The organism is Streptomyces sp. NPDC048623, from assembly GCF_040650755.1.
Classification (GTDB): Bacteria; Actinomycetota; Actinomycetes; order Streptomycetales; family Streptomycetaceae; genus Streptomyces.
Genome location: NZ_JBEZHV010000001.1, coordinates 263,439 through 288,921, shown reverse-complemented (window position 1 = coordinate 288,921; position 25,483 = coordinate 263,439). Strand labels below are relative to the sequence as shown.

The 25,483-nt window shown below is 72.9% G+C and carries 26 protein-coding genes; 15 read left to right on the top strand and 11 right to left on the bottom strand.

Going from position 1 to position 25,483, the window contains the following annotated elements; translation table 11 throughout:
* The first annotated feature begins 95 nt into the window (after positions 1–95).
* Positions 96–785, top strand: a complete 690-nt coding sequence (locus tag AB0C73_RS01485) for a GDSL-type esterase/lipase family protein (RefSeq protein ID WP_362523316.1) — start codon at positions 96–98, stop codon at positions 783–785.
* A 25-nt stretch (positions 786–810) separates the two neighbouring features.
* On the opposite strand, the gene AB0C73_RS01480 is transcribed toward AB0C73_RS01485, so the two are convergent.
* Positions 811–1,227 carry a carboxymuconolactone decarboxylase family protein gene (locus AB0C73_RS01480; RefSeq protein WP_362523314.1) on the bottom strand — a complete coding sequence of 139 codons (417 nt, stop codon included), beginning with the start codon at positions 1,225–1,227 and terminating at the stop codon, positions 811–813.
* A gap of 42 nt (positions 1,228–1,269) precedes the next feature.
* On the opposite strand from AB0C73_RS01480, the gene AB0C73_RS01475 reads away from it, so the two are divergent.
* Positions 1,270–1,815 carry a MarR family winged helix-turn-helix transcriptional regulator gene (locus tag AB0C73_RS01475; RefSeq protein ID WP_362523312.1) on the top strand — a complete coding sequence of 182 codons (546 nt, stop codon included), beginning with the start codon at positions 1,270–1,272 and terminating at the stop codon, positions 1,813–1,815.
* Between the two features lie 15 nt (positions 1,816–1,830).
* Here the strand turns inward: AB0C73_RS01475 and AB0C73_RS01470 are convergent, their stop codons facing one another.
* Together AB0C73_RS01470 and thpR are read right to left on the bottom strand one after the other, a co-directional pair.
* Positions 1,831–2,823 (bottom strand): aldo/keto reductase, encoded by a 993-nt coding sequence (locus AB0C73_RS01470; protein ID WP_362523310.1) that lies wholly within the window; start codon positions 2,821–2,823, stop codon positions 1,831–1,833.
* Positions 2,824–3,004: 181 nt separating this feature from the next.
* Positions 3,005–3,577: an RNA 2',3'-cyclic phosphodiesterase gene (gene thpR, locus AB0C73_RS01465; protein WP_362523308.1), complete on the bottom strand. Its 573-nt coding sequence runs from the start codon at positions 3,575–3,577 to the stop codon at positions 3,005–3,007.
* A gap of 33 nt (positions 3,578–3,610) precedes the next feature.
* Here thpR and AB0C73_RS01460 point away from each other — a divergent pair, with 33 nt between their 5' ends.
* The gene (locus tag AB0C73_RS01460) at positions 3,611–4,123 is read left to right on the top strand and encodes a GNAT family N-acetyltransferase (RefSeq protein ID WP_362523307.1); all 513 of its coding nucleotides are present in this window, start codon (positions 3,611–3,613) and stop codon (positions 4,121–4,123) included.
* Between the two features lie 27 nt (positions 4,124–4,150).
* On the opposite strand, the gene AB0C73_RS01455 is transcribed toward AB0C73_RS01460, so the two are convergent.
* From AB0C73_RS01455 to AB0C73_RS01445, 3 genes are all read right to left on the bottom strand, one after another.
* Positions 4,151–4,648: a lamin tail domain-containing protein gene (locus AB0C73_RS01455; RefSeq protein ID WP_362523305.1), complete on the bottom strand. Its 498-nt coding sequence runs from the start codon at positions 4,646–4,648 to the stop codon at positions 4,151–4,153.
* A gap of 196 nt (positions 4,649–4,844) precedes the next feature.
* The gene (locus tag AB0C73_RS01450; RefSeq protein ID WP_362523303.1) at positions 4,845–6,191 is read right to left on the bottom strand and encodes an MFS transporter; all 1,347 of its coding nucleotides are present in this window, start codon (positions 6,189–6,191) and stop codon (positions 4,845–4,847) included.
* A 28-nt stretch (positions 6,192–6,219) separates the two neighbouring features.
* Positions 6,220–6,660, bottom strand: a complete 441-nt coding sequence (locus AB0C73_RS01445) for a MarR family transcriptional regulator (protein ID WP_362523301.1) — start codon at positions 6,658–6,660, stop codon at positions 6,220–6,222.
* A 131-nt stretch (positions 6,661–6,791) separates the two neighbouring features.
* Between AB0C73_RS01445 and AB0C73_RS01440 the strand changes: the two genes are divergently transcribed.
* Positions 6,792–7,016, top strand: coding sequence for a ribbon-helix-helix protein, CopG family (locus AB0C73_RS01440; protein WP_362523300.1), 225 nt, complete (start codon positions 6,792–6,794; stop codon positions 7,014–7,016).
* Here the strand turns inward: AB0C73_RS01440 and AB0C73_RS01435 are convergent.
* Positions 6,986–8,452: an NCS2 family permease gene (locus tag AB0C73_RS01435; protein ID WP_362523298.1), complete on the bottom strand. Its 1,467-nt coding sequence runs from the start codon at positions 8,450–8,452 to the stop codon at positions 6,986–6,988. The genes AB0C73_RS01440 and AB0C73_RS01435 overlap by 31 nt on opposite strands.
* Positions 8,453–8,587: 135 nt before the next feature.
* Between AB0C73_RS01435 and AB0C73_RS01430 the strand changes: the two genes are divergently transcribed.
* From AB0C73_RS01430 to AB0C73_RS01400, 7 genes are all read left to right on the top strand, one after another.
* Complete coding sequence (locus tag AB0C73_RS01430; RefSeq protein WP_362523296.1) at positions 8,588–8,875, top strand: DUF2530 domain-containing protein; 288 nt, start codon at positions 8,588–8,590, stop codon at positions 8,873–8,875.
* 101 nt (positions 8,876–8,976) lie between these two features.
* The gene (locus AB0C73_RS01425; protein WP_362523294.1) at positions 8,977–11,409 is read left to right on the top strand and encodes an HAD-IC family P-type ATPase; all 2,433 of its coding nucleotides are present in this window, start codon (positions 8,977–8,979) and stop codon (positions 11,407–11,409) included.
* A gap of 156 nt (positions 11,410–11,565) precedes the next feature.
* Positions 11,566–12,444, top strand: coding sequence for a hypothetical protein (locus tag AB0C73_RS01420; RefSeq protein WP_362523292.1), 879 nt, complete (start codon positions 11,566–11,568; stop codon positions 12,442–12,444).
* Between the two features lie 234 nt (positions 12,445–12,678).
* Complete coding sequence (locus AB0C73_RS01415) at positions 12,679–13,086, top strand: hypothetical protein (RefSeq protein WP_362523290.1); 408 nt, start codon at positions 12,679–12,681, stop codon at positions 13,084–13,086.
* 65 nt (positions 13,087–13,151) lie between these two features.
* A complete protein-coding gene (locus AB0C73_RS01410; protein ID WP_362523288.1) occupies positions 13,152–13,982 on the top strand; it encodes an ATP-binding cassette domain-containing protein in 831 nt (276 codons plus the stop codon).
* Positions 13,979–15,286, top strand: coding sequence for a hypothetical protein (locus AB0C73_RS01405; RefSeq protein WP_362523286.1), 1,308 nt, complete (start codon positions 13,979–13,981; stop codon positions 15,284–15,286). Before AB0C73_RS01410 ends, AB0C73_RS01405 begins: the two co-directional genes overlap by 4 nt.
* Positions 15,287–15,309: 23 nt before the next feature.
* Complete coding sequence (locus AB0C73_RS01400; RefSeq protein ID WP_362523284.1) at positions 15,310–15,975, top strand: hypothetical protein; 666 nt, start codon at positions 15,310–15,312, stop codon at positions 15,973–15,975.
* A gap of 73 nt (positions 15,976–16,048) precedes the next feature.
* Here AB0C73_RS01400 and AB0C73_RS01395 read toward each other — a convergent pair whose 3' ends face one another.
* The 4 genes from AB0C73_RS01395 to AB0C73_RS01380 all read right to left on the bottom strand — a co-directional run bounded on the left by AB0C73_RS01395 (position 16,049) and on the right by AB0C73_RS01380 (position 21,271).
* A complete protein-coding gene (locus tag AB0C73_RS01395) occupies positions 16,049–16,480 on the bottom strand; it encodes a MarR family transcriptional regulator (protein ID WP_362523282.1) in 432 nt (143 codons plus the stop codon).
* The gene (locus AB0C73_RS01390) at positions 16,480–16,896 is read right to left on the bottom strand and encodes an SRPBCC family protein (RefSeq protein WP_362523280.1); all 417 of its coding nucleotides are present in this window, start codon (positions 16,894–16,896) and stop codon (positions 16,480–16,482) included. The genes AB0C73_RS01395 and AB0C73_RS01390 overlap by 1 nt, the downstream gene beginning before the upstream one ends.
* 129 nt (positions 16,897–17,025) lie before the next feature.
* Positions 17,026–20,229, bottom strand: a complete 3,204-nt coding sequence (locus tag AB0C73_RS01385) for a molecular chaperone Hsp90 (protein WP_362523278.1) — start codon at positions 20,227–20,229, stop codon at positions 17,026–17,028.
* Positions 20,230–20,341: 112 nt separating this feature from the next.
* Positions 20,342–21,271: a DUF3027 domain-containing protein gene (locus tag AB0C73_RS01380; protein WP_362523276.1), complete on the bottom strand. Its 930-nt coding sequence runs from the start codon at positions 21,269–21,271 to the stop codon at positions 20,342–20,344.
* A gap of 447 nt (positions 21,272–21,718) precedes the next feature.
* On the opposite strand from AB0C73_RS01380, the gene AB0C73_RS01375 reads away from it, so the two are divergent.
* The 4 genes from AB0C73_RS01375 to AB0C73_RS01360 all read left to right on the top strand — a co-directional run bounded on the left by AB0C73_RS01375 (position 21,719) and on the right by AB0C73_RS01360 (position 25,463).
* A complete protein-coding gene (locus AB0C73_RS01375) occupies positions 21,719–23,098 on the top strand; it encodes an MFS transporter (RefSeq protein WP_362523274.1) in 1,380 nt (459 codons plus the stop codon).
* Between the two features lie 241 nt (positions 23,099–23,339).
* Entirely contained in the window at positions 23,340–23,825 is a 486-nt protein-coding gene (locus AB0C73_RS01370; RefSeq protein ID WP_362523272.1) for a DUF2771 domain-containing protein, read from the top strand.
* Between the two features lie 7 nt (positions 23,826–23,832).
* Positions 23,833–24,621 carry a futalosine hydrolase gene (locus AB0C73_RS01365; RefSeq protein WP_362523270.1) on the top strand — a complete coding sequence of 263 codons (789 nt, stop codon included), beginning with the start codon at positions 23,833–23,835 and terminating at the stop codon, positions 24,619–24,621.
* Positions 24,561–25,463: a 1,4-dihydroxy-6-naphthoate synthase gene (locus AB0C73_RS01360; protein WP_362523268.1), complete on the top strand. Its 903-nt coding sequence runs from the start codon at positions 24,561–24,563 to the stop codon at positions 25,461–25,463. The genes AB0C73_RS01365 and AB0C73_RS01360 overlap by 61 nt, the downstream gene beginning before the upstream one ends.
* Positions 25,464–25,483: the final 20 nt, after the last annotated feature.

Here is a 25,483-nt window from a genome sequence, read left to right as displayed (position 1 = left end):
GGGCCGCCGGGACGGGCTCGCACAGGTCGCCTCTGTCTCCCGGGTGTCCGGGGTCACGTCGCCGGACGTCAACGGCCTCGGCGAGAATGAGCGCCATGCGTTTTCTGTTCGTCGGCGACAGCATGACCATCGGACGCGCCGGCGACTTCACCTGGCGGTACCGGATGTGGCAGCACCTGGAGTCCGTGCTGCCCGGGGCCGGTTCGTACGAGATCACCGGCCCGCGCACGGCGCTGTACGAGCCCGCCGAGGACGCGGCGACCTCCGGCGCGTACGCCGACCCGGCCTTTCCCGCGGCCGCCCGGCGCCATCTGGCCGGCTGGGGCGAGGGCTGGCTGCACATGGCGCCGCTGATCGGGGAGACGGTGACCGCGACCGGCGCGGATCTGCTGCTGATCTCGCTCGGCCTGATCGATCTGGGCTTCTACACCAACAGCGACCAGACGGCGGACAACGTGCGCGCCTTCCTGGGCGCCGCGCGCGCCGCGAACCCGCACGTCCGGGCGGTCATGCTGCCGGTCATCCCGAACGTACGGGCCGAGTACGACGCGCCCTTCGCCGCCGAGTGCGCCCGCTTCAACGAGCTGCTCGCGAAGACGGTCGCGGACCTGGACTCGGCGGCCTCGCCGCTGCTCCTCGCGACGATCCCGGAGTCGTACGACATCCACGCGGACACGTACGACGGCACCCACCCGGGTCCGACGGGCGAGCACAAGCTGGCGGCGGCCTTCGCGGACGCGCTGCACCAGGCGTGGGGTGTGGGCGGCCCGTACGTGTATCCGTAGGGGACCCCTGGGATCCCTGGGACCCCTAGGCAGCCCTGGTGAGCCGGTTGGCGAAGGTGGAGACGGTGTACGTGCCGATGCCGAGGACGACTTCGAGGGCGTTCTGGCGGGTGTAGCCGTGGGCGAGGAAGGCGTCGAGCTCGGCGTCGGAGACCGCGCCGGACGCGGCGAGCACCTGGAGGGTGAACCGGCGTACGGCGTCGAGGCGTTCGGCGGACGGGGCCGGGCCGAGGGCGGAGAATTTGGCCTCGTGCATGTCGATGCACAGGTGGCACTGGTTGCGGGCGGCGACGGTCAGGATGACCGTCTCGCGGGAGTGCGGGTCGAGGGTGGTCGACTCGAAGATCTCGTTGAGCTTGAGGAAGCCGTCGAGGGTGTGCGGGGAGGTCTCCTTGAGCTGGGCGGCGGCGCGCTGCATACGGGTGGAGAGGTCGAGTGTCATGACAGTCCGGTCCCCCTGGCGAGTGGCGATAAGATGGACAACATGGTTGACCATGCCGACGAGGAAAACGTAAACCAGGTTGTCGATCGAGGCAAGGGGAATCCCGGCGACCCGGGCGACACCCCTGGCTTCGAGCTGCCCCTCCTCCTCTTCGCCGGCTTCCGGACCCTCATCGACCGCCTGCACGCCGAACTGGCCGCCCAGGGCCACCCCGAGATGCGCCCGGCGCACGGCTTCGCGCTCCAGGCCATCGCCGCCAGCCCCTACGGGGCGACCGCCAGCGACATCGGGCGCAGGCTCGGGGTCTCGAAGCAGGCGGCGGGCAAGACGGTCGACCGGCTGCTCGCCCTCGGTTACGCCCAACGCGCCGACGACCCGGGCGACGCCCGCCGCAAACTCGTCCGCCTCACCCCGTACGGCATCGACGCCCTCGCCCGCTCGGCCGCCGTCTTCGACCAGCTCCGCGCCGACTGGGCCGCCCGCCTCGGCCCCGACCGCCTCCGCGGCCTGGAGGACGCCCTGCGCACGGTCGTCCCCGCCGAGACCGCCTTCCGCCTGGACGCGACGAGCTGGCTCGGCGGGGTGTGAGCCGTCGGGCGGCACTCACCAGGCGAAGGCCTCCGGCGCCGGGCCCGGGCCCGGGAAGATCTCGTCGAGGCCGCTGAGGACCTCCTCGCTCAGCTTCAGCTCCAGCGCCCGCAGCGCGCCCGTCAGCTGCTCCGGGGTGCGCGGGCCGATGATCGGGCCCGTCACGCCCGGGCGGGTCAGCAGCCAGGCCAGAGCCGTCTCGGCCGGGTCCAGGCCGTGCTTGGCCAGCAGGTCCTCGTACGCCTGGACGCGGGCGCGCTCCACCGGGTCCGCGAGCCGCTCGGCGGTACGGCCGCCGGCCCGGCGGCCGCCCTCGACCTCCTTGCGGAGCACCCCGCCGAGCAGACCGCCCGCCAGCGGCGACCACGGGATCACACCGAGCCCGTACTCCCGGGCCGCCGGGATCACCTCCATCTCGGCGCGCCGCTCGTGCAGGTTGTAGTGGCACTGCTCGCTCACCAGGCCGACCATCCCGCGCCGGGCCGCGGCCTCGTTCGCCTGGGCGATCTTGTAGCCGGGGAAGTTGGACGAGCCCGCGTAGAGGATCTTGCCCTGCTGGATCAGGGTGTCGACGGCCTGCCAGATCTCGGCGAAGGGGGTCAGGCGGTCGATGTGGTGGAACTGGTAGACGTCGATGTGGTCCGTGCCGAGCCGCCTGAGGCTGGCCTCGACCGCCCGCCGGATGTTCACGGCCGACAGCTTGTCGTGGTTGGGCCAGACCGGGCCGGTGCCCGCCGCCATGTTCCCGTACACCTTGGTGGCGAGGACCACCTTGTCGCGGTGCGCCGGGTCCTTGGCGAACCAGGAGCCGATGATCTCCTCGGTACGGCCCTTGCCCGCCGTCTGGCCGTAGACGTTCGCCGTGTCGAAGAGGTTGAGGCCCGCGTCGAGGGAGGCGTCCATGATCGCGTGGCTGGTGGCCTCGTCCGTCTGCGGCCCGAAGTTCATCGTCCCGAGAACGAGCCGGCCGACCTTGAGTCCCGTACGTCCGAGCTGCGTGTACTCCATGTCCATGGGGATCAAGCCAACTGCTTGGAGCGCACTCCAGGCAAGGGGGCGCGGACGCAGCGTCACGGACCCGGCCGCAGAACTACCGGCCCACCACCGACGCCACCGCGATGATCGCGAACATCAGGACGAGTACGGCGGCCATGATCGTGTTACGGGTCTTCGGATCCACCCACCGAGCCTAACCCGCACCGCCGAGCGGCCATGCATCGACCGTCTCGTACCGCGGCTGCTGCCCCGGGGTTCCGCCGCCGGGGAGGTTGCTGCGGACCAGGGCGAGCTCGGTGACCTGCCAGCGGGTGCCCTCGAAGGGGGTGAGAGCGGTGACGAAGGGGCGGAGGTCCGTGTGGGAGGAGCGGGAGCGGGCGATCGTGAGGTGGGGGTGGTACGCGCGGTGCTCGTCCATCGGGACGCCGGCCCGGCGGGCGGCGGCGTCCGCCCGCTCGGCGAGCAGCCGCACCTCGTCCAGGCCGCCCGCCGCGCCCGTCCACAGCACCGCCCGGCCGAAGTGGCCCCCGCCGTGCAGGCGCAGCGGGAAGGGCGCGGTGCGGTGGGCGGCGCGGCCGAGGCGGGCACGGAGGTCCGGGAGGAGCTCCTCGTCGACCTCGCCCATGAACGCGAGCGTGAAGTGCCAGCCGGGCCGGGCGGTCCAGCGAAGGCGGTCGGCGCCGGGCACGTGGGCGAGCCGGTCGACCTCGTCGGCGAGCTCGGCGAGCTGCGCGGGCGGGGGGACGACGGCAGCGAAAAGCCTCATAGGGCGAGTGTGGCAGGCACTAGCCTCGGACGGATGGACACCATGATCAGGATCCGGCAGGGTGGCGCGGCGGACGTTCCCGCGATGCTCGCGATATTCGACAGCGCGGTCGTCTGGCTCAACGAGCGGGGCATCACCGCCCAGTGGGGCACCGAGCCGTTCAGCGCCCGGCCGAAGACCGTGGAGGCGATCGAACGGCTCGTGACCGAGGGCACCCCGTGGATCGCCGAGATCGACGGGGTCCCGGTCGGGACGCTGACCCTCACGCCGCACCCGGGCTCGTACGTGGCCCCCGCGGACGAGCCGGAGCAGTACGTGCGCTACCTGGCGACCGACGGACGCCGGCACGGCCACGGCGTCGGCGCCGCCCTCCTCGCCCACGCCGCCGACGAGACCCGCCGGGCCGGTGTCTCGCTCCTGCGCGTCGACTGCTTCGCGGGCAGCGAGGGCCGGCTCGTCCGCTACTACGAACGCCAGGGCTTCACCCGCACGGAGGCCTTCTCGGTCGGCGACTGGCCGGGGCAGGTGCTTGAGCGCCGGGTCTGACCCGCCGCTCAAGCGCACCCGGCCGGATCAGCCGTGGAAGGTGATGTAGCCGTTGCCGTCGCGGTCGTTGGCCGCCTTGGTGTAGGCGTGCGTGTCGGCGTAGGCGCCGCCCGGCTTGATCAGCTTGATCGTGTCGCGGTCGTTGTTCCAGATGAAGTTGCAGTTGTTGCGGTAAGCCACGTTCTTGGCGTCGGACTCGGTGCCGTAGTTGCCGCGCAGGTGCACGTAGTCGCCCGGCTGAAGGTAGTGGTTGTACCGGAAGGTGTAGGAGTTGCCGACCGCGTCCTTCACCACGTAGCCCTTGAGGTTGACCGTGGCGGTCCGCGAGTAGTTCTTGATCGTGACGTACTCGGCGGCTGTGTTGCCACCGGAGCACCGGTTGGAGTCCGGGCCCGGGGCGTCGTACTGGACGCCCTTGATCTTCAGGGCCGAGGAGTACTCGGTGGCCTGGGCCGGTGCGGTGGTGAGGGCGGCCAGGGCGCCGGCGGCGAGGACGACGGCTATGGCGGTGGAGCGCTTGCGCAAGGGGGATCTCCTGTGACTCCGATAGGCCCCGGAGGTGACTCCGGGTGCTCGAGCGGCGCTCAACGTACACAGGATCTTCACCATTCGTCCGGCGAATGCACAGATCGATGCGGGACCGCACATCGGATACGCCAAAGGGCGGACCGGCCTCGACAGGCCGGTCCGCCCTTTGGCCCACAACGGAGCTACGCCGGGACTACGCCGCCGTCGCCAGGCTCTCCTGGCGCTCGTTCGGCACGAAGCGCACGCTCGGGTGGCCGTGGTGCCAGCGCATCGAGAGCTTCAGGCCGCCCACCCGGGCCAGGATCAGGCCGATGGCCGCCGCCGCGGCCAGGGAGACCAGGCCGCCGGTCGCGAAGCCGACGCGCGGGCCGAAGGTGTCGGTGACCCAGCCGAGGAGCGGGGCGCCGATCGGGGTGCCGCCGGCGAAGACCATCATGTACAGGCTCATCACCCGGCCCCGCATCTCCGGGTCCGTCGCCATCTGGACCGCCGAGTTGGCGCTGATGTTGACCGTCAGGCCGATCATGCCGATCGGCACGAGCAGCAGCGCGAACAGCCAGAAGGACGGGGACAGCGCCGCCGCGACCTCCAGGACGCCGAACACGCCCGCCGCGATCACCAGCATCCGCAGTCGCGTCGAGGCGCGCCGCGCGGCGAGCAGCGCGCCCACAAGGGAGCCCGCCGCCATCAGGGTGTTGAGGAAGCCGTACGTACCGGCGCCGACATGGAAGACCTGCCCCGAGAACGCGGTCAGCCAGATCGGGAAGTTGAAGCCGAAGGTGCCGATGAAGCCGACCAGGACGATCGGCCAGATCAGATCCGGCCGCCCGGCCACGTACCGCAGGCCCTCCCGCAGCTGCCCCTTGGCGCGCGGTACGCGCTCCACCCTGTGGAGCTCGCTCGTCCGCATCAGCAGCAGCGCGGTGATCGGCGCGAGGAAGGACAGGCCGTTGATCAGGAACGCCCAGCCGCTGCCGATCGAGGCGATCATGACACCGGCGACGGCGGGGCCGATCAGGCGGGCGGACTGGAAGTTCGCCGAGTTCAGCGAGACCGCGTTGCGCAGCTGCGCCGGGCCGACCAGCTCGGAGACGAAGGACTGCCGGGTCGGGTTGTCGACGACGGTGACCATGCCGAGCAGGAACGCGATCAGATAGACGTGCCAGACCTGGACGTGTCCGGTCAGGGTGAGGACGGCGAGGGTCAGTCCGCACAGGCCGAGCGCGGCCTGGCTGACCAGGAGCAGCGGCCGCTTCGGGAGGCGGTCGGCGATGACGCCGCCGTACAGGCCGAAGAGCAGCATCGGCAGGAACTGGAGCGCCGTCGTGATGCCGACGGCGGCGGCGGAGCCGGTGAGGCTCAGGACCAGCCAGTCCTGGGTGATCCGGGCCATCCACGTACCGGTGTTGGAGACGATCGCTCCGCTGAAGAACAGCCGGTAGTTCCGGATCGCGAGCGAGGAGAAGGTCCCCTTGCTCCGGCGGGGGTCGGTGGTGGGTTGATGGACGGGTGCGGAGTCTGCTCCGGGTCCCGTACTCAAAGTGCGTCGCCTCCTTGGCGCCTCGGGTCTACAGGTGGGCGAGCTTCTCCAGGACCGGGGCGGCGGCGCGCAGCTTCGCCCAGTCGTCCTCGTCCAGACCCTCGGCGAGGGAGGCCAGCCAGGCGTTCCGCTTGTTGCGGGACTCTTCAAGCATGGCCTCGGCCTGCTCGGTCTGGCTGACCACCTTCTGCCGGCGGTCGTCGGGGTGCGGCTCCAGCCGGACCAGGCCCTTCGCTTCGAGCAGCGCGACGATGCGGGTCATCGACGGCGGCTGGACGTGCTCCTTGCGGGCCAGCTCACCGGGGGTGGCCGAGCCGCAGAGCGACAGCGTGCCGAGCACCGACATCTCGGTGGGGCTCAGCGATTCGTCGACGCGCTGGTGCTTGAGGCGTCGGCCGAGACGCATGACGGCGCTGCGGAGCGCGTTCACGGCCGCGGCGTCGGCGGTGCCGGGGGACAGGTCAGGCATGTCCTTAGCGTAACTCATTACTCTCTCTAAAGACCAATCGAAAACCTTCCGCCACAATCCATCACCCAAATGAGTGAGAGTGGTCCGGAAAATGACGCGCGAAGGCCTTCCCTGGCGCGAACCTGACGGGCATGGATTCGACCGTGCTCAGCCTGCGCATCGACGGAGAGCTGCTCGAACGGCTCCGCGCACACGCCGCCAAACGCGGAATGAGCGTCCAGGACTATGTCGTCCGGACGCTCATTCGCGAAGACTTCGACGAACGGTTCAAGACCGCCGTCGACGAGACGGAGAAGTTCTACGGGGCCTCCGACGCGCCCCGCGATCAGGTCAGGCCCAGCGCCGGCATCGCGTAGTAGAAGACGAACACCGCCGACACGACGTACATCGCCACCGGGACCTCGCGGCCCCGGCCCGCGGCGAGCCGCAGCACACAGAAGCTGATGAAGCCGATGCCGATGCCGTTGGTGATCGAGTACGTGAACGGCATCATGATCATCGCGAGGAAGGCCGGCATCGCGATGGTGTAGTCGCTCCAGTCGATCTCCTTGACCGACCCGGCCAGGATCAGGAAGCCCACCGCCAGCAGGGCGGGGGTCGCCGCCTGCGAGGGCACCATCGTGGCGAGCGGCGTGAGGAACAGCGCGAGCGAGAACAGACCGCCGGTCACCACCGAGGCGAGACCGGTGCGCGCGCCCTCGCCGACACCGGCCGTGGACTCCACGAAGCAGGTGGTGGCGGAGGACGAGGTGGCACCGCCGGAGGCGACCGCGACGCCGTCGATCAGCAGGACCTTGTTGATGCCCGGGAAGTTGCCGTCCTTGTCCATCAGCTTGGCCTCGTCGCCGACACCCATGATCGTGCCCATGGCGTCGAAGAAGCAGGACAGCAGCACGGTGAAGACGAAGAGCACACCGGTCAGCACGCCGACCTTGTGGAAGCCGCCGAACAGGCTGAACTGGCCGAAGAGACCGAAGTCGGGGCTGGCGACCGGGTTGCCGGGCCACTCCGGGGTGGTCAGACCCCAGGACGGGACGTCGGCGACCGCGTTGACGACCACCGCGAGCACCGTCATCACGACGATCGAGATCAGGATCGCGCCCGGCACCTTGCGGACGATCAGCGCGAGGGTGAGCAGGGCGCCCAGGATGAAGACGAGCACCGGCCAGCCCATGAGGTGCCCGTTGCCGCCGAGCTGCAGCGGGACGGTGGTGTGGGCGGCGTCCGGGATCCGGGAGACGAAGCCCGAGTCGACCAGGCCGATCAGCATGATGAAGAGGCCGATGCCGATCGCGATGGCCTTGCGCAGACCGGTCGGGACCGCGTTCATCACGCGCTCCCGCAGACCGGTGGCGACCAGCAGCATCACGACGATGCCGGCCAGGACCACCATCCCCATGGCGTCCGGCCAGGACATCTTCGGCGCGAGCTGGAGCGCGACGACCGTGTTCACGCCGAGACCGGCGGCGAGCGCGATCGGCACGTTGCCGATGACGCCCATGAGGAGGGTCGAGAAGGCGGCCGTCACGGCGGTCGCGGTCACGAGCTGGCCGTTGTCGAGGTGATGCCCGTACATGTCCTGGGCGCTGCCGAGGATGATCGGGTTCAGCACGATGATGTAGGCCATCGCGAAGAAGGTGGCGAAGCCGCCCCGGATCTCGCGGGCGACGGTGGAGCCGCGCTCGGAGATCTTGAAGAAGCGGTCGAAGCCGGAGGCGGGCTGCCGCGGAGCGGTGGGCTGCGAATCAGCGGGCTCCGGGGTGGTGGCCTTGGCGGGGGCCGTGGTAGTCATGGATTCTTCCATTCCGTTTGGCGGTTCATACGAAGGAAACCCGCCATAGGCAAACCGTTTCAGTATGAACACATGAACGAGCGGGAGTCCATCTCCGCGCGTAGACCCCGGAACCAGGCGCCTAGACTGCCTCCCATGGCGAAGTGGACACCGAAGCACGAGGCACCCGAGCCCCTCGAAGGGCCGGTCGTCGCCACCATCACGGGCGGCACGATCCTCTGGTTCGTCCTGTTCCTCGTCCAGATCCCGTTCTACGGCTGGTTCGCCGACCGGGATCTGACCTGGTGGGTGTGGACCTGCCTGGCCGGCGCCGGACTCGGCCTGATCGGCATCTGGTACGTACGGAAGCGGGACGCGGCGCTCAAGCGGCACGCGGCGCAGCGCCAGGGGCAGGGGCAGGGGCAGGGGACGGACGCCCCCTAGGGCATCCCCGTAGCACCCGGGGACGATTCCGCTCCTCCCCCGGTCTGATCTTCGGGCCGCTCGGCGGGTGAGGCGCCCCATCCCGCCGTACCGTCGAGAACATGACTCAGCGGGCGAAGATCGACACGGACGGCGGAGGCGAGCCCGGGGCCCGGGCCGGGGCCGATCCCGTGACGAGCGACACCGTCGTGCACCGGCCGCACGGTCTCACCGCCGCCGAGGTCGCCGAGCGGATCGCCCGCGGCGAGGTCAACGACGTCCCCGTCCGCAGCTCCCGCTCCACCACCGACATCGTCCGCGGCAACGTCTTCACCCGCTTCAACGCGATCATCGGCGTGCTGTGGGTGGTCATGCTCTTCGTCGCGCCGATCCAGGACAGCCTCTTCGGCTTCGTGATCATCGCCAACACCGGCATCGGCATCGTCCAGGAGCTGCGCGCCAAGAAGACCCTCGACGGACTCGCCGTCATCGGCGAGGCCAAGCCGACGGTGCGAAGGGACGGCGCCGCCGCCGAGATCTCCACCTCCGAGATCGTCCTCGGTGACCTCATCGAACTCGGCCCCGGCGACAAGGTCGTCGTCGACGGCGTCGTCGCCGAGGCCGACAGCCTGGAGATCGACGAGTCGCTGCTCACCGGCGAGGCCGACCCCGTCGTCAAGAAACCCGGCGACCGGATGATGTCCGGCTCCTTCGTCGTCGCCGGCGGCGGCGCCTTCACCGCCACCAAGGTCGGCCGCGAGGCCTACGCCGCGCAGCTCGCCGAGGAGGCCTCCCGCTTCACCCTCGTCCACTCCGAACTGCGCACCGGCATCTCCACGATCCTCAAGTACGTGACGTGGATGATGGTCCCGACCGCGCTCGGGCTCGTCATCAGCCAGCTCGTCGTCAAGGACAACGACTTCAAGGAGTCCGTGGCCCGCACCGTCGGCGGCATCGTCCCGATGATCCCCGAGGGGCTCGTGCTCCTCACCTCCGTCGCCTTCGCGATCGGCGTGATCCGGCTCGGCCGCAAGCAGTGCCTCGTGCAGGAACTCCCCGCGATCGAGGGCCTCGCCCGGGTCGACGTCGTCTGCCTCGACAAGACCGGCACCCTCACCGAGGGCGGCATGGACGTGACCGGGCTGCGCATGCTGAACGGCGCGGACGAGGCGTACATACGCAAGGTGCTCGGCGCCCTCGGCGAGTCCGACCCGCGGCCCAACGCCTCCCTCCAGGCCATCGTCGACGCCTACCCGGACTCGGTGGACTGGCGGTGCACGGAGTCGCTGCCGTTCTCGTCGGCGCGCAAGTACAGCGGCGCGGCGTTCAGCGAGGGCGACGGCGAGAGCTCGACCTGGCTGCTCGGCGCGCCCGACGTGCTGCTCCCGGCCGGGGACGCCTCGCTCGCGGAGGTCGACCGGCTCAACGAGCAGGGTCTGCGGGTGCTGCTGCTCGCCCGTACCGCCCATGAACTCGACTCCCCGGACGTGGCGAAGGACGCCCGGGCGTCCGCGCTCGTCGTCCTGGAGCAGCGGCTGCGGCCCGACGCCGCCGACACGCTCGCGTACTTCGCCGACCAGAACGTCACCGCCAAGGTCATCTCCGGCGACAACGCGGTCTCGGTCGGCGCCGTCGCCGGCAAGCTCGGCCTGCCCGGCGCCGAGAACACCGTGGACGCGCGCACCCTCCCGGCCGACCGGGACGAGATGGCGAAGGCCCTCGACGCGGGCACGGTCTTCGGCCGGGTCACTCCGCAGCAGAAGCGCGAGATGGTCGCGGCGCTCCAGTCGCGCGGGCACACGGTCGCGATGACGGGCGACGGCGTCAACGACGTCCTCGCGCTCAAGGACGCGGACATCGGTGTGTCCATGGGCTCCGGCTCGGAGGCCACCCGGGCCGTCGCCCAGATCGTGCTGCTCAACAACTCCTTCGCCACGCTGCCGTCGGTGGTCGGCGAGGGGCGCCGGGTGATCGGCAACATCACCCGGGTCGCGACCCTCTTCCTGACGAAGACGGTCTACTCGGTGCTGCTCGCGATCCTGGTGGTGGTCAGCCAGGTCGAGTACCCCTTCCTGCCCCGGCACCTCACCCTGCTCTCCACCCTCACCATCGGCATCCCCGCCTTCTTCCTCGCCCTCGCCCCCAACAAGGAGCGCGCCAAGCCCCACTTCGTACGGCGGGTGATGCGGTACGCGATCCCCGCCGGCACGATCGCCGCCGCGGCCACCTTCGCCACGTACCTCCTGGCCCGGCACCACTACACCGGCCCCGGCGCCCTCGACGCCGAGACCAGCGCCGCGACCCTCACCCTCTTCCTCGTCTCCATGTGGGTCCTCGCGATCATCGCCCGCCCCTACACCTGGTGGCGGATCGCCCTGGTCGCGGCGATGGGCGGCGCCTTCCTGCTCGTCCTCGTCGTGCCGTGGCTCCAGGACTTCTTCGCCCTGAAGCTGGTCGGCGTGACGATGCCGTGGACGGCGGTCGCGATCGCGGCGGCGGGCTCGGCAGTCCTGGAGTTCGCGTGGCGGTGGGTGGGGCGGCGGTTCCCGGCGTGACGGAGGGCGGGGCCGGGGTGTGGGGTGTCTGCGCAAAATCCTTGACTTGAGGCAAGTACTGAGTCAAGCAAATCCGTAAGGAGGTGGCACCATGAGCGGCCTGGACGACCTTGAGACGGCGGTGTGCGAGGTGCGGGAGGGGGCGCTGACGCCGGCATGAACCGACCACAGATCGAGGAACCCGCGTTCGCGCGGCGCGTCTGGGAGGTCATGGAGCCCGTGCATGCCGTGACGTACTTCGCGGGCGAGTGCCGGGAGGCGAACCGCGAGGTCGGGCTGCGGGGGTTCTGGATGGGGTACTTCGGGGCGCGGGCCGCGCCGTTGGGGGCTGTGGCCGCGGGGGTGGTGGAGGCCGCGTTCTACAACTTCCATCCGGCGATGGTGCGGCGGGCGGTGCCGGACGCGTGGACGTTCGCGGCGCCCGAGGCAGTACTGCGGGCGCGGGCCGCCGGGGCGACGGCGGCGCTGCGGCGGGTCGCGCCGTCGGCGGCCGGGGCGGCGGCGGAGCTCGTACCGCTGCTCGGACGGGTGGTGGGCGTGGCCGACGGGGCCGGGCGGCCCCTGTTCGCCGCGAACCGCGACGTACCCGCGCCCGAGGACCCGGTCGGCGCCCTGTGGCAGGCGACGACCGCGCTGCGCGAGCACCGCGGCGACGGGCATGTGGCCGTGCTCGCGGCGGAGGGCCTGGACGGCTGCGAGGCGCACGTCCTGTTCGCTGCGGCCGAGGGCGTACCGCCCGGGACCCTGCGCGAGAACCGCGGCTGGTCCGAGGACGATTGGCGGGCCGCCGCCGCCCGCCTCGCCGCGCGCGGCCTCCTCGACACCACCGGCGCCCCGACCGCCGAGGCCCGTGCCCTGCGCGCCCACATCGAGTCCCGTACCGACACCCTCGCCGTACGCCCCTACCGCACCGCCCTCACCCCGGCCGAGGCCGAGCGGGCGGCGGCACTCCTCGGCGCGGTGGCGGACGAGGTCCTCGGCTCGGGGACCATCCCCTTCCCCAACCCGATGGGCCTGCCGGCCCGCCGACCGTAAGGCCGACCGTAAGGCCGACCGTAAGAGCGGGGCCGCGGCGGCCGGTTCCGGCCCCTACGACGACTTTCGGCCCACTCCCGGCGATTGTGACCCCCGCCACGTCCCGCGTGATCAGTGGCGCGTTACTGTCACGCCATCGCTATCGCAATGACCAAGCCGTAGCGATGGCGACGCAGTCATGCAGCTGACCCCTGCAGACGACCTGCAGACCACCACGCAAGGGGGAACAATTTCATGAAGCTCACCCGTACCCGGATAGCCGCCCTGGGGCTCGCCACCGTGCTCGCCCTGCCCGCCGGTGTCGCCGTCGCCGGCGAGATCACCAACAGCCGGCTGCCGTTCTCCATCGCAACCTCCGGCTCCAAGGAGGACGGCGACCGCTGGAACGGCCCCGGCTCCGGCCATGCCCGCGCCTGCGGCGACGTGCCCTCGTCCGACCTGAAGACGTTCAGCGCGTACGTCTACCAGGACAAGTCCTTCATGCCCGACCCGCAGATCGCCTCCACGTCCCGGAGCTACCGCTCCGGCTACGGCTGCGGCTCCTACGGCGGTACGACGACGGGCGGCAAGTACTACACGAAGGCCACCTGGGCCGGCATCCCCAACAGCCGCGCCTACGGGTTCGTGGCCGCCGAGAACTGAGCACGAGAACCGAGCGACCGCGCACCAGACACCACCCACTGGGAACTGGTCAGGAACAGGAAGACGTGTCCGACCACACGGAGAACGACCCGGCCGGCGCCACCCCGGCGCCGGCCGCCCCGGCACAGCCCGTCACCGCACCGTCCGAGCCCGCCGCCTCGGTCGAGGGCGCCACGGTCCGGTTCCGGGGCGTGGCCGCCCTCGACGGCGTGGACGCGGAGTTCCACTCCGGCGTCACCGCCCTCCTCGGGCCCAACGGGGCCGGGAAGACCACGCTGCTCTCGCTCCTGAGCACCGCCCGCCGGCCCGACGCCGGCACCGTCCGGCTGCTCGGCGAGCCGGTGCGCGGGCGGGCCGCAACGCTTCGGGTGCGGGAGCGGATCGGGGTGCTGCCGCAGGCCTTCGGGCACTATCCGCGGTTCACCGTACGGGAGTTCGTCGAGTACGCCGCCTGGCTGCGCAAGGTGCCGGGCGGCGAGCGGCGCGACCGGGTGCGCGAGGTGCTGCGCCTGGTGGACCTGGAACGTCAGGCGGACCAGCGCATGGGCGCCCTGTCCGGCGGGATGCTCCGGCGGGCCGGCATCGCGCAGGCGATGGTCAACCGGCCCGCGCTCGTGCTGCTGGACGAGCCGACGGTCGGCCTCGACCCCGCCCAGCGGGTCGGCTTCCGTGCCCTCATCCAGGACCTGGGCGAACGCGCCGCCGTCGTCATGAGCACCCACCTCGCCGAGGACGTCGCCCAGGTCTGCGACCGCATCCATGTGCTCCTGGAGGGGCGGATGCGCTTCAGCGGCACGGCGGCCGAGCTGTGCGGGGGCAGCGGCACGGAGGTCAACGGGCCGGCTCTGGAGGCCGGTTACCTCGCCGTCGTGGAGCAGAGCGGGGTGCGCGTGTGATCCGCGTCCTCGGCCACGAGATGCGGCGCGGCGAGGCGGGCAGGGTCGCCGCGCTCGCCGCGGCCGCCGGCGTCTGGTACCTGGCCTCCGCCGATCCGGCGACCAGCGACTGGATCGGCTGGTGGAACCAGGCGAGCATCAAGGTCCAGGTCTTCGGCGTCATCGTCATGGGCTCGCTCATGAGCGCCGCCGCGGCCTGGAGCGCCGGCCGCGCGCACCGCACCCGTACGAGCGCGTGGGCGGACACGACCCCCCGTGGCGGCTGGTCGCAGGCGCTGCTCCTGTGGGGCGCGGCCTGGCTGTGGTCGGTGGCGGTGTACGCCGTCATGACCGCCGTCGCCTTCATCCGTACGGCCGGGGTCAGCGAGGTCACCGAGCCGGTGTGGAGCCCGCTGGTCCTCGCCGTCGCGATGACCGGCCTGCAGATCGCCGCCGGGGTCGCCGCCGGGACCCTGCTGCCGTCGCGGATCGTCGCCCCTGCGATGGGCGTGTTCTGGTACGGGGCGTTCGTCGTCCTCGCGTTCGCGCCTGGGCTCTCCGTGGGGCGGCTCCTTCCGGCCATCGACGACCACTGGGACGTCACCTTCCGGCCCGACACCTTCCGGCTGCTCGTCGCCGCCGCGTGGTGCGCGGCGGCGGCCCTCGTACTGCTCGCCCTGCCCGCGCTCGTACGGCGCGCGGTAGTCACCCCGGGCGCGGTCCTCGCCGTACCCGTGGTGGTGGCGCTGACCGCCGCGGGCGTGCTGCTCAGCCTCCGCGCGCCGGACCCCGACCCCTTCTGGGCGACCCGCGCGCCCCAGCCGGCCGAGGCCGCCTGCGTGACCCAGGGCCGTACGACCGCGTGTCTGTGGCCCGCCGACCGGCATCTGCTGCCGGAGGCGGAGTCGGCGGCGCGGGTCGTGGACCGGGCGACGGCCGGACTGCCCGGGTTCCGGCGGGAGTTCTACGAGACGGGCCTGCGGGCGCCCGGGGGCGGGTCCGCCGAACTGCCGGTCTACCGGCCCCTGGTGGACCGCCGCACACTCACCGAGTCGATGCTCGACACCTCGCTCCCGGAGCCGCCGCGGGGCTGCGCGCCGCATCTGCTCGCGGACTCCGGCGGCTACCCCGACACCTTCCTGGTGCAGGCGGTGCTGCGGTCCCGGGCCGGGCTGCCGGTGCCGTACTACGGCGAGCAGTTCTCCGACGCCGTCGAACGCGTCCGGAAGGCCCCGGCCGCCGAGCAGGACCGATGGCTCTCCGCCGCCGCGGCGGCCGCCGGCACCTGCGCCCCCGTACCGACGCTCCCCGGCGCTCCCCGGTGAGCGGGACGGATGCGGGCGGCCCGGTGAGCGCGACCGACCCGGACCGCCCTGGCCGCGCGGGCCGGCCCGACCGCCCGGTGCGCCCGGCCCTCGCCTTCGCCCGCAGCCGCGGGGTGCCCGCGGCGGCGGCGACCGCGCTGGTCCTGGCCGTCGCGACGGCGGTGTTCACCCGGTCGCGGGTGGAACTCCCCGACTTCCGCCACCTGGTCGACTTCAGCGTGCCGGTGGCGGCGGTCGCGCCCGTCGCGTACGCCGTGGTCCTCGGCACGACCCTGCACACTCCGCAGGCGGACCTGGAACACCTCTCGGCCCGCCCCATGCACCTGTTCCGCCGCCTCCACGTCCTCGCCCTCACGCTGCTCGCGGTCGGACTCGCGGCGCTGCCGCTTCTCACCGGCACCCCGCCCGAGGTCTTCACCGCCTCCGCCCGCAACGCGATCGGCCACCTCGGCCTCGCGGTCCTCAGCGCCCGCTTCTTCGGCTCGGGCCTGTCCTGGCTCCTCCCCCTGGGCACCTTCGGCCCGACCCTGCTCCTCGGCGTGGCGGAGGACAACACCCCGGAGTGGTGGGCCTGGTCGATCCAGGGCCCGCACGAGCCGGGCGCGGCCGTGATCGCGGGGCTGCTGTGGGCGGCGGGCGTGGTGGTCGCGGGGCGGGGCGAGGGCGGTGGCAGGCCCTCGGCCGGCTGACGCGTCACCTCCGTGTGGGCGGGCACCGCCCCGCGGGCGCGGGGCTACGGGGAACAGCGCGGCGCCCACCCCCTCAGGCCTCCTCCACGCGGGCCAGGCGGCCGAGGAGGGTCACCGCCTCCCCCACCTCCACCGGTTCGAAGAAGCGGGCGTCGACGGACTCGACGGCCTCGATGGCGCGGGGGGCCAGGACGGCGCCGGGCTCGGTGACGCGCAGGCGCTTGGCGCGGGTGTCGGTGGGGTCGGTCTCGCGCTCGATCAGGCCCTTGGCCTCCAGGGCCCGGACGACCTGCGAGGTCATCTTGACGTCGGTGCCGGCCTGGCGGGCCAGGGTCTGCTGGTTGGGGCGTTCGCCGCGGCCGTTCAGCCACCACGTGCAGGCGAGCAGGACGAACTGCACGTGCGTGAGCCCGAGGGGCGACAGGGCCGCGGCGACGTCGCGCTGCCAGCGCAGCGTGGCGTGCCAGAGCAGGAAACCGGGACTCTCCCCCGGGCCGAGGGCCATCAGCCCCGCGCCCGCTCGATCAGCGCGGCCACGGTCTCGGGCCAGTCCCCCGTGACGGCGGGGCCGATCTGCGGGCCGAGTTCGGCGACGCCGTCGCCGGTGATCCGCATGCGGTACGTCACGCGGGTCGGCAGCTTCTCGCCGCGCTCGATCCAGTGCTCGGTGCGCAGCACGAGACCGCCGAACCGGGCCTCGTCCACGAACAGTTCACCGTCGACGGTCTCGGTGACGACCAGGTGCACCGGGTCGTCACCGGCCGGGGTCATCTCGATCCGGGCGCCGGGCACGAAGGGGCCGTCGATCGCGATGCTCGCGATGTCGGCGTTCCAGGTGCCCCAGTTCTCCACGTCGGCCCACAGGCGCCAGATCGCCTCGGGGGCGGCGTCGGTCTCGACAGAGTGCTCGTACGTCCACATGGTGGTCTCCCGTTTTTTGTACGTCGTCTCCGTGACTTGCTCTACGTAGAGATTATCTGCGCGCAGACTATTTGGCAAGACGTATCCCCGGGGGCGGCCGCCCTGGAGCGGCCGCCTCACCGGACCCGGTCAGTCGAACCAGCGGTCCCGCGCCAGTTCCGCCGTCCTCGACGGGTCCTCCAACAGCGCCGCGACCTCGAAACGGCGGGGCCACTGGTCGGCCGCCCAGGCCAGGCCGGCGGCGACGCCCTCCAGGGTGGCGGCATGGATGACGCCGTCGGGGGTGCGGCGCCAGTCGAGTTCGGTGCCCGCCGCGCGGAGCTCCTCGTGTTCGACGTACGTGGCGGGGGTGGCCGGGCCGAGGAGGGCGTGGACCGAGGGCGGGACCTCGTGCTCCTCGCCGACCGTGGTGACCTCGGCCGTGACCGCCTCGCTCAGCCGCCGGACCTGGAACAGCTCGGCGAGTTCCGCGGCCCGCGCCGGGGCGACCGGGAGCAGCGGGAGGCCGCCTGTCAGCGGCAGCAGGTCGGGCGCGTCGGCGACCAGGGCGTCCGCCGCGTCGACGACCACCAGCTCGCCGTCCACCACCGCCCGCAGCTCGTCGGGCAGCGTGACCTGCTCGGGGTCGAGATCGGCCAGGGCCGTGTACAGGGCGTGCAGCTGGGCGCCGGACACCTCGCGCGACGGGTCGGCGAGCCGGCCGAGGAGCTCCGCGGCGCCGCCGGGCTCGTCGAGCAGCGCGGCCACCGAGGTACGCACCCCGAGCGCCCGCAGCACCTGCTCGTCCTCGAACCCGGTCGCGTCGGCGGAGTCGTACAGGCCGATGAGCAGCGGATCCGTACCGGCGGCGCGCAGACCGGCGGGCCGCCGCCCGTCGAGGACGGGGTGGTCGCGCAGCCACCAGGCGGTGTACGAGCGGACGGTGTCCGTCGTGCCGTCCGGCAGCAGCACCCGTACGGGCTGGGTCAGGGCGTCCCGGAGCGGCGGCTTGGCGAGGAGGGCGAGCGCGCGCGGCCAGGCGTCGTCGTCGACCAGGTCCAGGTCCCGTACGGCCACGATCTCCGTCGCGACCGGCGGCACCGGAGTCTCGGGCAGGCGGTCGAGGACGTCCTCGCACCACACGTCGACGGCGTCGAGCAGACCCGCGTCGTCCGGCTCGGCGAAGTCGCCCTCGCGCGGCTCCAGTTCGTCCGGGTCGAGGACCAGGTCCGCGGCCCGTACCAGCTGGAAGTCGGCGAGCACCCCGCACGCGGCGAGCGGCTGCTCGCCCCAGCGCTCGGCCAGCTCGGCGTCCACGAAGGCGAGTTCGTCCTCGCGCATCACGGAGGCGAACGCCGAGCCCGGAAGCACGAGTTCGCCCGCCGGGGCGAGCTCGCCGTCCTCGTCGGGCAGCGCGAGCGCGCCCAGCCACGGCTCGTCGCCGGGCGCCAGGTCCGCGTCCCGTACGAGCGCGAGCACGGTCTCGGCGAGCTCGTCGGCGTCCAGGGCGTCGGCGTCCTCGTCCCAGATCTCCCCCGCGTCGAGCGAGCCGGCGACCGCCGCCCGCACCTGCGGGGTGGTGAGCACCGCGCGCGGCGTCGCGGGCACGGCGCCCAGCTTCTCCAGGACCGGGTGGGCGGCGTCCGGGTGGGCGACCTTGAGGCCGAGGCGGGCCAGGTCGACGGGGGTGTGCTCCTGGGGCAGCAGGACCTGGCGGGGGCCGATGGTGGTGCGTACCCCGGCGGCCTGCGGCGCGCCCTCCTCGTCGCCGGCCGGGTACGCGGCGCCCGTCCGGGTGTCGCCGAGCAGCGGCACCGGCAGGCCGGTCAGCCGGTCCGGGTCGACCCCGGCCAGCGAGTCGTACAGCCGCCACCACCACTCCGGCGCCCGGTCCACGCCCGCGAGCCGGTCGATGGCCTCGGTCAGCGGCAGCCGGCCGATGCCGAGCGTGCGCAGCTCGACCCGGCGCTCCAGACCGGCGGGCAGCAGCGTCGGGAACACCTCGGCGAGTACGGCGACGGTGTCGGCGCCCGCGCCCTCCACGACCTCCGCCTCGATCGGGCGCAGCGCGGGCAGCTCCTCGGAGGCGAGGGCGGGCGCGAGGAACGCGACCCGGGGCAGGCGTTCCAGTACGGCGCCGCGCAGCGCCCCGTCGAGGACGCCCTTGCCGAGCGGGCCCGGCACCAGGTCGAGCGTGCCGGTGGCCACCGGCTCCCAGTCGGCGAGCAGCTCCGCGTACGCCTCGCCCGCGCGGTCGACGAGGAAGTCGGTGAGCGGCCCGGGCGCCGGGTGGCGGCGCGCGGTGTCCAGCGGGAACGAGGCGATGAGCAGCGCCGGGATGCCGAGCGGCTCGTCGGTGGGGGTCGGGGCGTGCACGACGGGCGCGGTGCGCGGGTACTGCGGCGCGCCGTCCGCGTCCACCGGTACGGCCCAGGTGACCGACCAGTGCGGGCGCAGCCGCTCCTCGGTGGGGCGGTCCTTGAGCAGGGCGGGGTCGAGGGGGCCGGAGTGACTGACGGTGCGCCAGCGGCGGGTTCCTTCGACGGAGTCGGCGATGTGGGTGTAGCCGTCGCGCTCGGCGCGGCTGAGGGTACGGGTGCCGGCCTCGGTCTCGACCACGACCTCGGTCAGGCCGGGCAGGGTCAGGAGCAGCGCGTCGTCGACGGAGTCGAGCAGCCGCTGGGCCAGGTCCTCGGCGGCGGCGTCGCGCAGCGGCAGGACGACGACGGTGTCGTAGCCATCGGGCGCGGTGCCCTCGGCGGGCAGCGGAAGGCGCAGCAGCGGTACGTGGCCGTCGCGGCGGCGCAGCTCGTCGCCCAGGCCCGGGCTGTGCCGGGCCACGTCGGCGGCCAGCTCGCGGGCCTCGGCGAGGGACCAGCGGACGCCGCCGTGGCGGCCGAGGACGGCGGGTTCGTCGGTGACGGCGAGCACGGCGGCGAATCCGACGCCGAAGCGGCCGACGGCGCCGGTGTCGGCATCGGTGTCCCGCTCCGTGCGCTTGGCCGAGGCACGCAGGGTGGAGAGCGACTCCACGCCGGTGGCGTCGAGCGGCGCGCCGGTGTTGGCGGCGGCGAGGACGGCGGGGCCGTCGGCGCCGGCGGGGTGCAGGGTCAGCCGGAGGCGGCCGGTGACGGCGGCGCGGCGGGCGGCGTCGGAGGCGTTCTGCGCCAGCTCGACGACCAGGCGGTCGCGGTAGCCGCCGAGGACGAGGTCCTCCTCGGCGTTGGCGTCCTCCCGGAACCGGGCGGGCCCGGCGGCCCACGCGTCGAGCACGCCTCTGCGGAGCCGTGCGGTACCGAAGGGGTCGGTTCCGTCGGTCGACGTCCTGACGCTGACGCTCACGCCTGACTCCACTCTGCGGGACGGTGCTTTTCGAAGGTACCGACCGGTTCCGAACCCCGGCCGGTGCCCGAAGGTACCGTGCGCAGCGGGGTGGCGCGGCCCGCCCCACCCCGGAGGGGGTGCCCTACGAGTGGCCCAGGTCCTCCGACACGCCGTCCGGTTCGGTCGTCGAGCCCGAGTCCTTGGCCGGGCGCAGGGGGAACTCGTCCGCCGCCATCGAGTCCAGGACCGGCGCCGCCGGGCGCGGGGGCTTCGGCATGACCGCCGCCTCCGAGTGGCCGCCGCAGCCGTACGACAGCGAGACGACCCGGCCGTCCGCCGGGGAGAACTCGTTCGCGCAGACGCCGAACGCCTGCTTGAGGGAGCCCGCCATCGGCAGCAGGAAGGCACAGGACTGGCACGTCGCGGGCGCCGCCTGCGCCATCGGCGTCTTCGCGCCGAACGCCTCGTCCCAGCGGTCCGCCGCCACGTGCAGCCCGTACCGCGACAGGACCCGCGCCCGCCGCATCCCGAGCTCCTCCGCGACGGCGGCGATCGCGCCGCGCGACCGGGCGCGCGAGGTGAGCTCCGCGTCCTCCTCGTCGAGGTGGTCCACCATCTCCTCCGAGACGGCGGAGTTCGGCGGCGGCGCGTCCTCGCCCGAGTAACCGGGCTCCAGGCGCAGATCGTCCGCCTCGGTGGGCAGCAGGTCCCCGGGCCCCATGTCACCCGGCCTCAGCCGCTCGCTCCACGGCACCCACTCGGGCGCGAGGAGCGCCTCGGAGCCGGGCAGCAGGACGGTTTCGTCAAGCGTCACGTTCTTGGCCCGGGAGGCCCGGGTGACGGTCACGGCCCAGCGCCAGCCCCGGTAGCCGGACTCCTTCGCCTCGAAGAAGTGCGTGACGACCCGGTCGCCCTCGGCGACGACCTCCACGTGTTCGCCGACGACACCCGGCCAGGCAGCCTCCTCGGCGGCCTCCCTCGCGAGGTCTACGGCCTCGGCGCACAGGCGGTCGGGGGTACGCGTGGCTCGCGGGGTACGGCTTCGCGTCGTCGCAGCACTCGCAGCACTCACAGGTCTCGCTTCTCTCCTACGCCGTCTCACGGGTGCGCCGGCCGAGGAGCGCGAGCGAGCAGCCGGAGCGAAGTCCCGGGCGTTGGAGGAGCGGACCAGAGGGCCGCATCGACGTCCACGCCCGGCATGTCTCTCGTGCTTCTCGCGCGTCTCGGGCACACCTTTCGTCATCCATTCTGCGGGATGCCGAAGAGGCGCGCGGCCGAGAACGTCCGCCGGTGGCGCGCAACGCACGCTACCCCGTTCGCAGCGCTCATCCCACCTGCCCGGCCCAAGTGGCCCGTATCGCGGACGCGCGGCGGCCCGTCGGCACGCCTTCCGACGGGCCCGACAGGCCGCGCCGGTGCGGCACCGGGGCCGCTCCGAGACCCGCCCCGGGCCGGTCGCGCCTCGCCGACGAACCCCGCCAACGGTTCGCCGAGCGTCCGCGTGGGGCACTATGACGGAGTGGCAGCCGCACGGTCTTCCGCACGATCCCACGATCATGCCGGGCCGCTCAGCCGAGCGGGCCGGAAGGTGGGGCGCGCCCTGCACCTGCCGTTCACGGGCACCGCGAAGGGCATCAGGAAGGCCACGCACGCCCACGGGGCGGGCGAGTCCGGGCTCGGCAAGCTGATCGAGCTGCACGCCGTGAACGGCGCCGGCGACGTCATGATCACCGTCGCGCTCGCCACCACGGTCTTCTTCTCCGTCCCGACCGACCAGGCGCGCGGCCGGGTCGCGCTCTACCTCGCCATCACGATGCTGCCGTTCACCCTCCTCGCCCCCGTGATCGGCCCGCTCCTGGACCGCATCCCGCACGGCCGGCGGGCGGCGATGGCGGGCGCGATGCTGACCCGGGCGGTCCTGGCCGTCCTGATGTCCGGCGCGGTCGCCACGGGCGGGATCCAGCTCTACCCGGCGGCGCTCGGCGTCCTGGTCGCCTCGAAGGCGTACGGGGTGGTGCGCAGCGCCGTCGTGCCGCGCCTGCTGCCACCGAACTTCTCCCTCGTGAAGGCCAACTCGCGGGTGACGCTGGCGGGCCTCCTCGCGACCGGTATCGCGGCGCCGATCGGCGCCGGGCTGCAGGCGATCGGGCCGGGCTGGCCGCTGTACGGCGCGTGCGCGCTGTTCCTGCTCGGTACGTACTGGGCGCTGCGGATGCCGCACAAGGTGGACTCGGCGAGGGGCGAGCGGCGGGCCCATCTGCTGACCCACGGCGAGAAGAAACCGAGCCTGCGGACGGTCGGCCCGGCGGTCCTGCACGGCCTCCAGGCGAACGCGTCGCAGCGCATGCTGTCCGGCTTTCTGATCTTCTTCCTGGCCTTCCTGCTGCGCGTGCACCCGCTGCCCGGGCAGAGCGCGGCGGTGTCGCTCGGCATGGTGGCGGTGGCGGCGGGCGCGGGGAACGCGTGCGGGACGGCGGTCGGCTCGGCGCTCAAGGAACGGGGCCACGGGCCCGAGGTGATCATCGCCACGATGCTGTCGATCGTCCTCGCCACGGCGATCTGCACGGCGATCTTCTTCGGGGGGCTGATGGTGGCGGTCCTCGGCGCGGTGGCGGGCCTGACGCAGGCCCTTTCCAAACTGTCGCTCGACGCGCTGATCCAGCGCGACGTGCCGGAGCTCGTACGGACCTCGGCGTTCGCCCGTTCGGAGACGGCGCTGCAGATGGCGTGGGTGGTGGGCGGCGGGATCGGCATCGCGCTGCCGCTGAACGGGACGCTGGGGATGGCGGTGGCGTCGGGGATCCTGGCGCTGGGGTGGCTGCTGGCGGTGCGGGGCCTGCTGGCGGAGGCGCGGAAGCCGGGGCGGAAGGGCGGGGCGGAGAAGGCGAAGGTCGCGTAGCGGTTGGCCTGGACGGTGCGGGTCCGTACGGGTGCGGGTCCAGGCGCAGGTGCGGAACGCGCCCGCAGGGGCGCCGTCCCGTGTCGCCCACCCGCCCCCTAGGGCTTCGCCCTGGGGGGACCCCCGCGCCCAGCGGGACGAATGCCCACAACGGGGACGGTAGGGCCCCATCTGTGCGGCATGGCGCGGCACGCCGTACCCCCGCGTGGCAGGACGGCGGGGGCCCGATAGCCTTCGGCTCATGACCGTTGCGTTCCTCACCCGTAAGCGCCGCCGGGCCGCCGTGGCCCTCGGGGCCGTCTCCGCGGGGCTCCTCGTCCTCTCCGCCTGTGACAAGCCGACCCCGGTTGCGACCGTGACGGTCGGGTCCAAGTCGGTGAACTCCGAGGCCGCCTGCTACTCCGACGACAAGGAAGGCCTGCCGCCGAAGCAGATCGCCACCTGTCTGAACGAGAAGGCCGACCACTCCATCTCCGTCGACCCGTCCGACAAGATCCGCTTCGGCGTCGACCCGGAGATCGCCGACAACGGCTGGACGATCTTCCTGGGCGGCCAGGCGGCCGAGCCGGAGCCGTTCAAGAAGACGTACCGGACCATCCCGGCCAGCGCCTTCTTCTCCACCCAGACGGGCGAGACGACCGACAACACGCAGGTCACGATCGTCGAGAACTCCGGCAAGACGGTGAAGGGCATCTGGCACTTCGAGCTGAAGAAGAAGGACTCCTGATCCACCGGTGACCCACCGGATCCTGATCGTGACGGCCGTGGCGGCGGAGGCGGACTCCGTCGCCGCCGGCCTCGCGTCGTACCCCGGAACGGACACCGTCCTCCCGCTGCCCGGCGGCCACACCCTGCGCCGCCACGGCACCGCGGACGTCCTCGTCGATGTCCTGGCCGGCGGCGTCGGCCCCGCGGCCGCCGCCGCGGCGACCGCGACCGCCCTCGCGTCCGCCCAGGACCACCCGTACGGCCTCGTCGTCTCCGCCGGGATCGCCGGCGGTTTCCTCCCGTACGCCCCCGTCGGCACCGTCGTCGTCTCCGACGCACTCGTCGCGGCCGACCTGGGCGCGCAGACCCCCACCGGCTACCTCTCCGTCGAGGAGCTCGGCTTCGGGCGCTCCGCGCACCCGGTGGCGAAGCCCCTCACGGACCGGATCGCGGGCGCACTCCCGGACGCCGTCACCGGGCCGGTGCTCACCGTGTCGACCGTGACCGGCACCGCCGCGCGGGCCGCCGAGCTGGCGGCCCGTCATCCGGGGGCCGTCGCCGAGGCGATGGAGGGTTTCGGGGTGGCCGAGGCGGCCGCCGCGTACGGCGTGCCCGTCGTCGAGGTGCGGGCCGTGTCCAACGCCGTCGGCCCGCGCGACCGTGCCGCCTGGCGGATCGGCGAGGCCCTGGGCGCCCTGCGGGGCGCCTTCCAGCAGCTCAGCCGCACCGTTTTCGTGGACTCGGAGTTCCCGTCATGCCCAGCCCCAGCCCCAGCCCCAGCCCCAGCCCCCACCTCGGCCCCAACCCCAAGCTGAAGATCGCCTACTCCCCCTGCCCGAACGACACCTTCGTCTTCGACGCATGGGCCCACGGCCGGGTCCCGGGCGCCCCGCGGCTCGACGTGACCTTCGCCGACATCGACCTGACCAACGGCTGGGCGGAGCGCGGCGACGCTCCGTACGACGTCCTGAAGGTGTCGTACGCGGTGCTGCCGTGGATCCTCGACGAGTACGCGCTGCTGCCCTGCGGCGGCGCGCTGGGGCGGGGCTGCGGGCCGCTGGTGCTGACCCGGGAGGCGGGCGACGCGGCGGACCTGGCCGGGAAGACGGTCGCGGTGCCGAGCGAACGTTCGACGGCGTACCTGCTGTTCCGGCTGTGGGCGGCGGACAGCGTCCCGGGCGGGGTCGGCGAGGTGGTCGTGCTGCCGTTCCACGAGATCATGCCGGCGGTGCGGGACAGCAAGGTCGACGCCGGGCTCGTCATCCACGAGGCCCGATTCACGTACCAGGAGTACGGGCTCCACGCGCTCGCCGACATGGGCGAGCACTGGGAGCACACCACCGGCCTGCCCATCCCGCTCGGCGCGATCGTCGCCAAGCGCTCGCTGGGCGAGGACCTGCTGCGGCGGCTCGCCGAGTCGGCGCGCGCATCGGTGCGGATGGCCTGGGACGACCCGTCCGTCTCGCGCCCGTACGTACTCGAACACGCGCAGGAGATGGACCCGAAGGTGGCCGATCAGCACATCGGTCTCTACGTCAACGAGTTCACCGCGGACCTCGGCGAGCACGGGTACGCGGCGGTACGCGGCCTGCTCACGCGCGCCGCGGCCGAGGGACTCGTCCCGCCCCTCGGCCCGGACGCGCTCCGTTTCCCGTAAGCGGACGGGAAGGACTCACA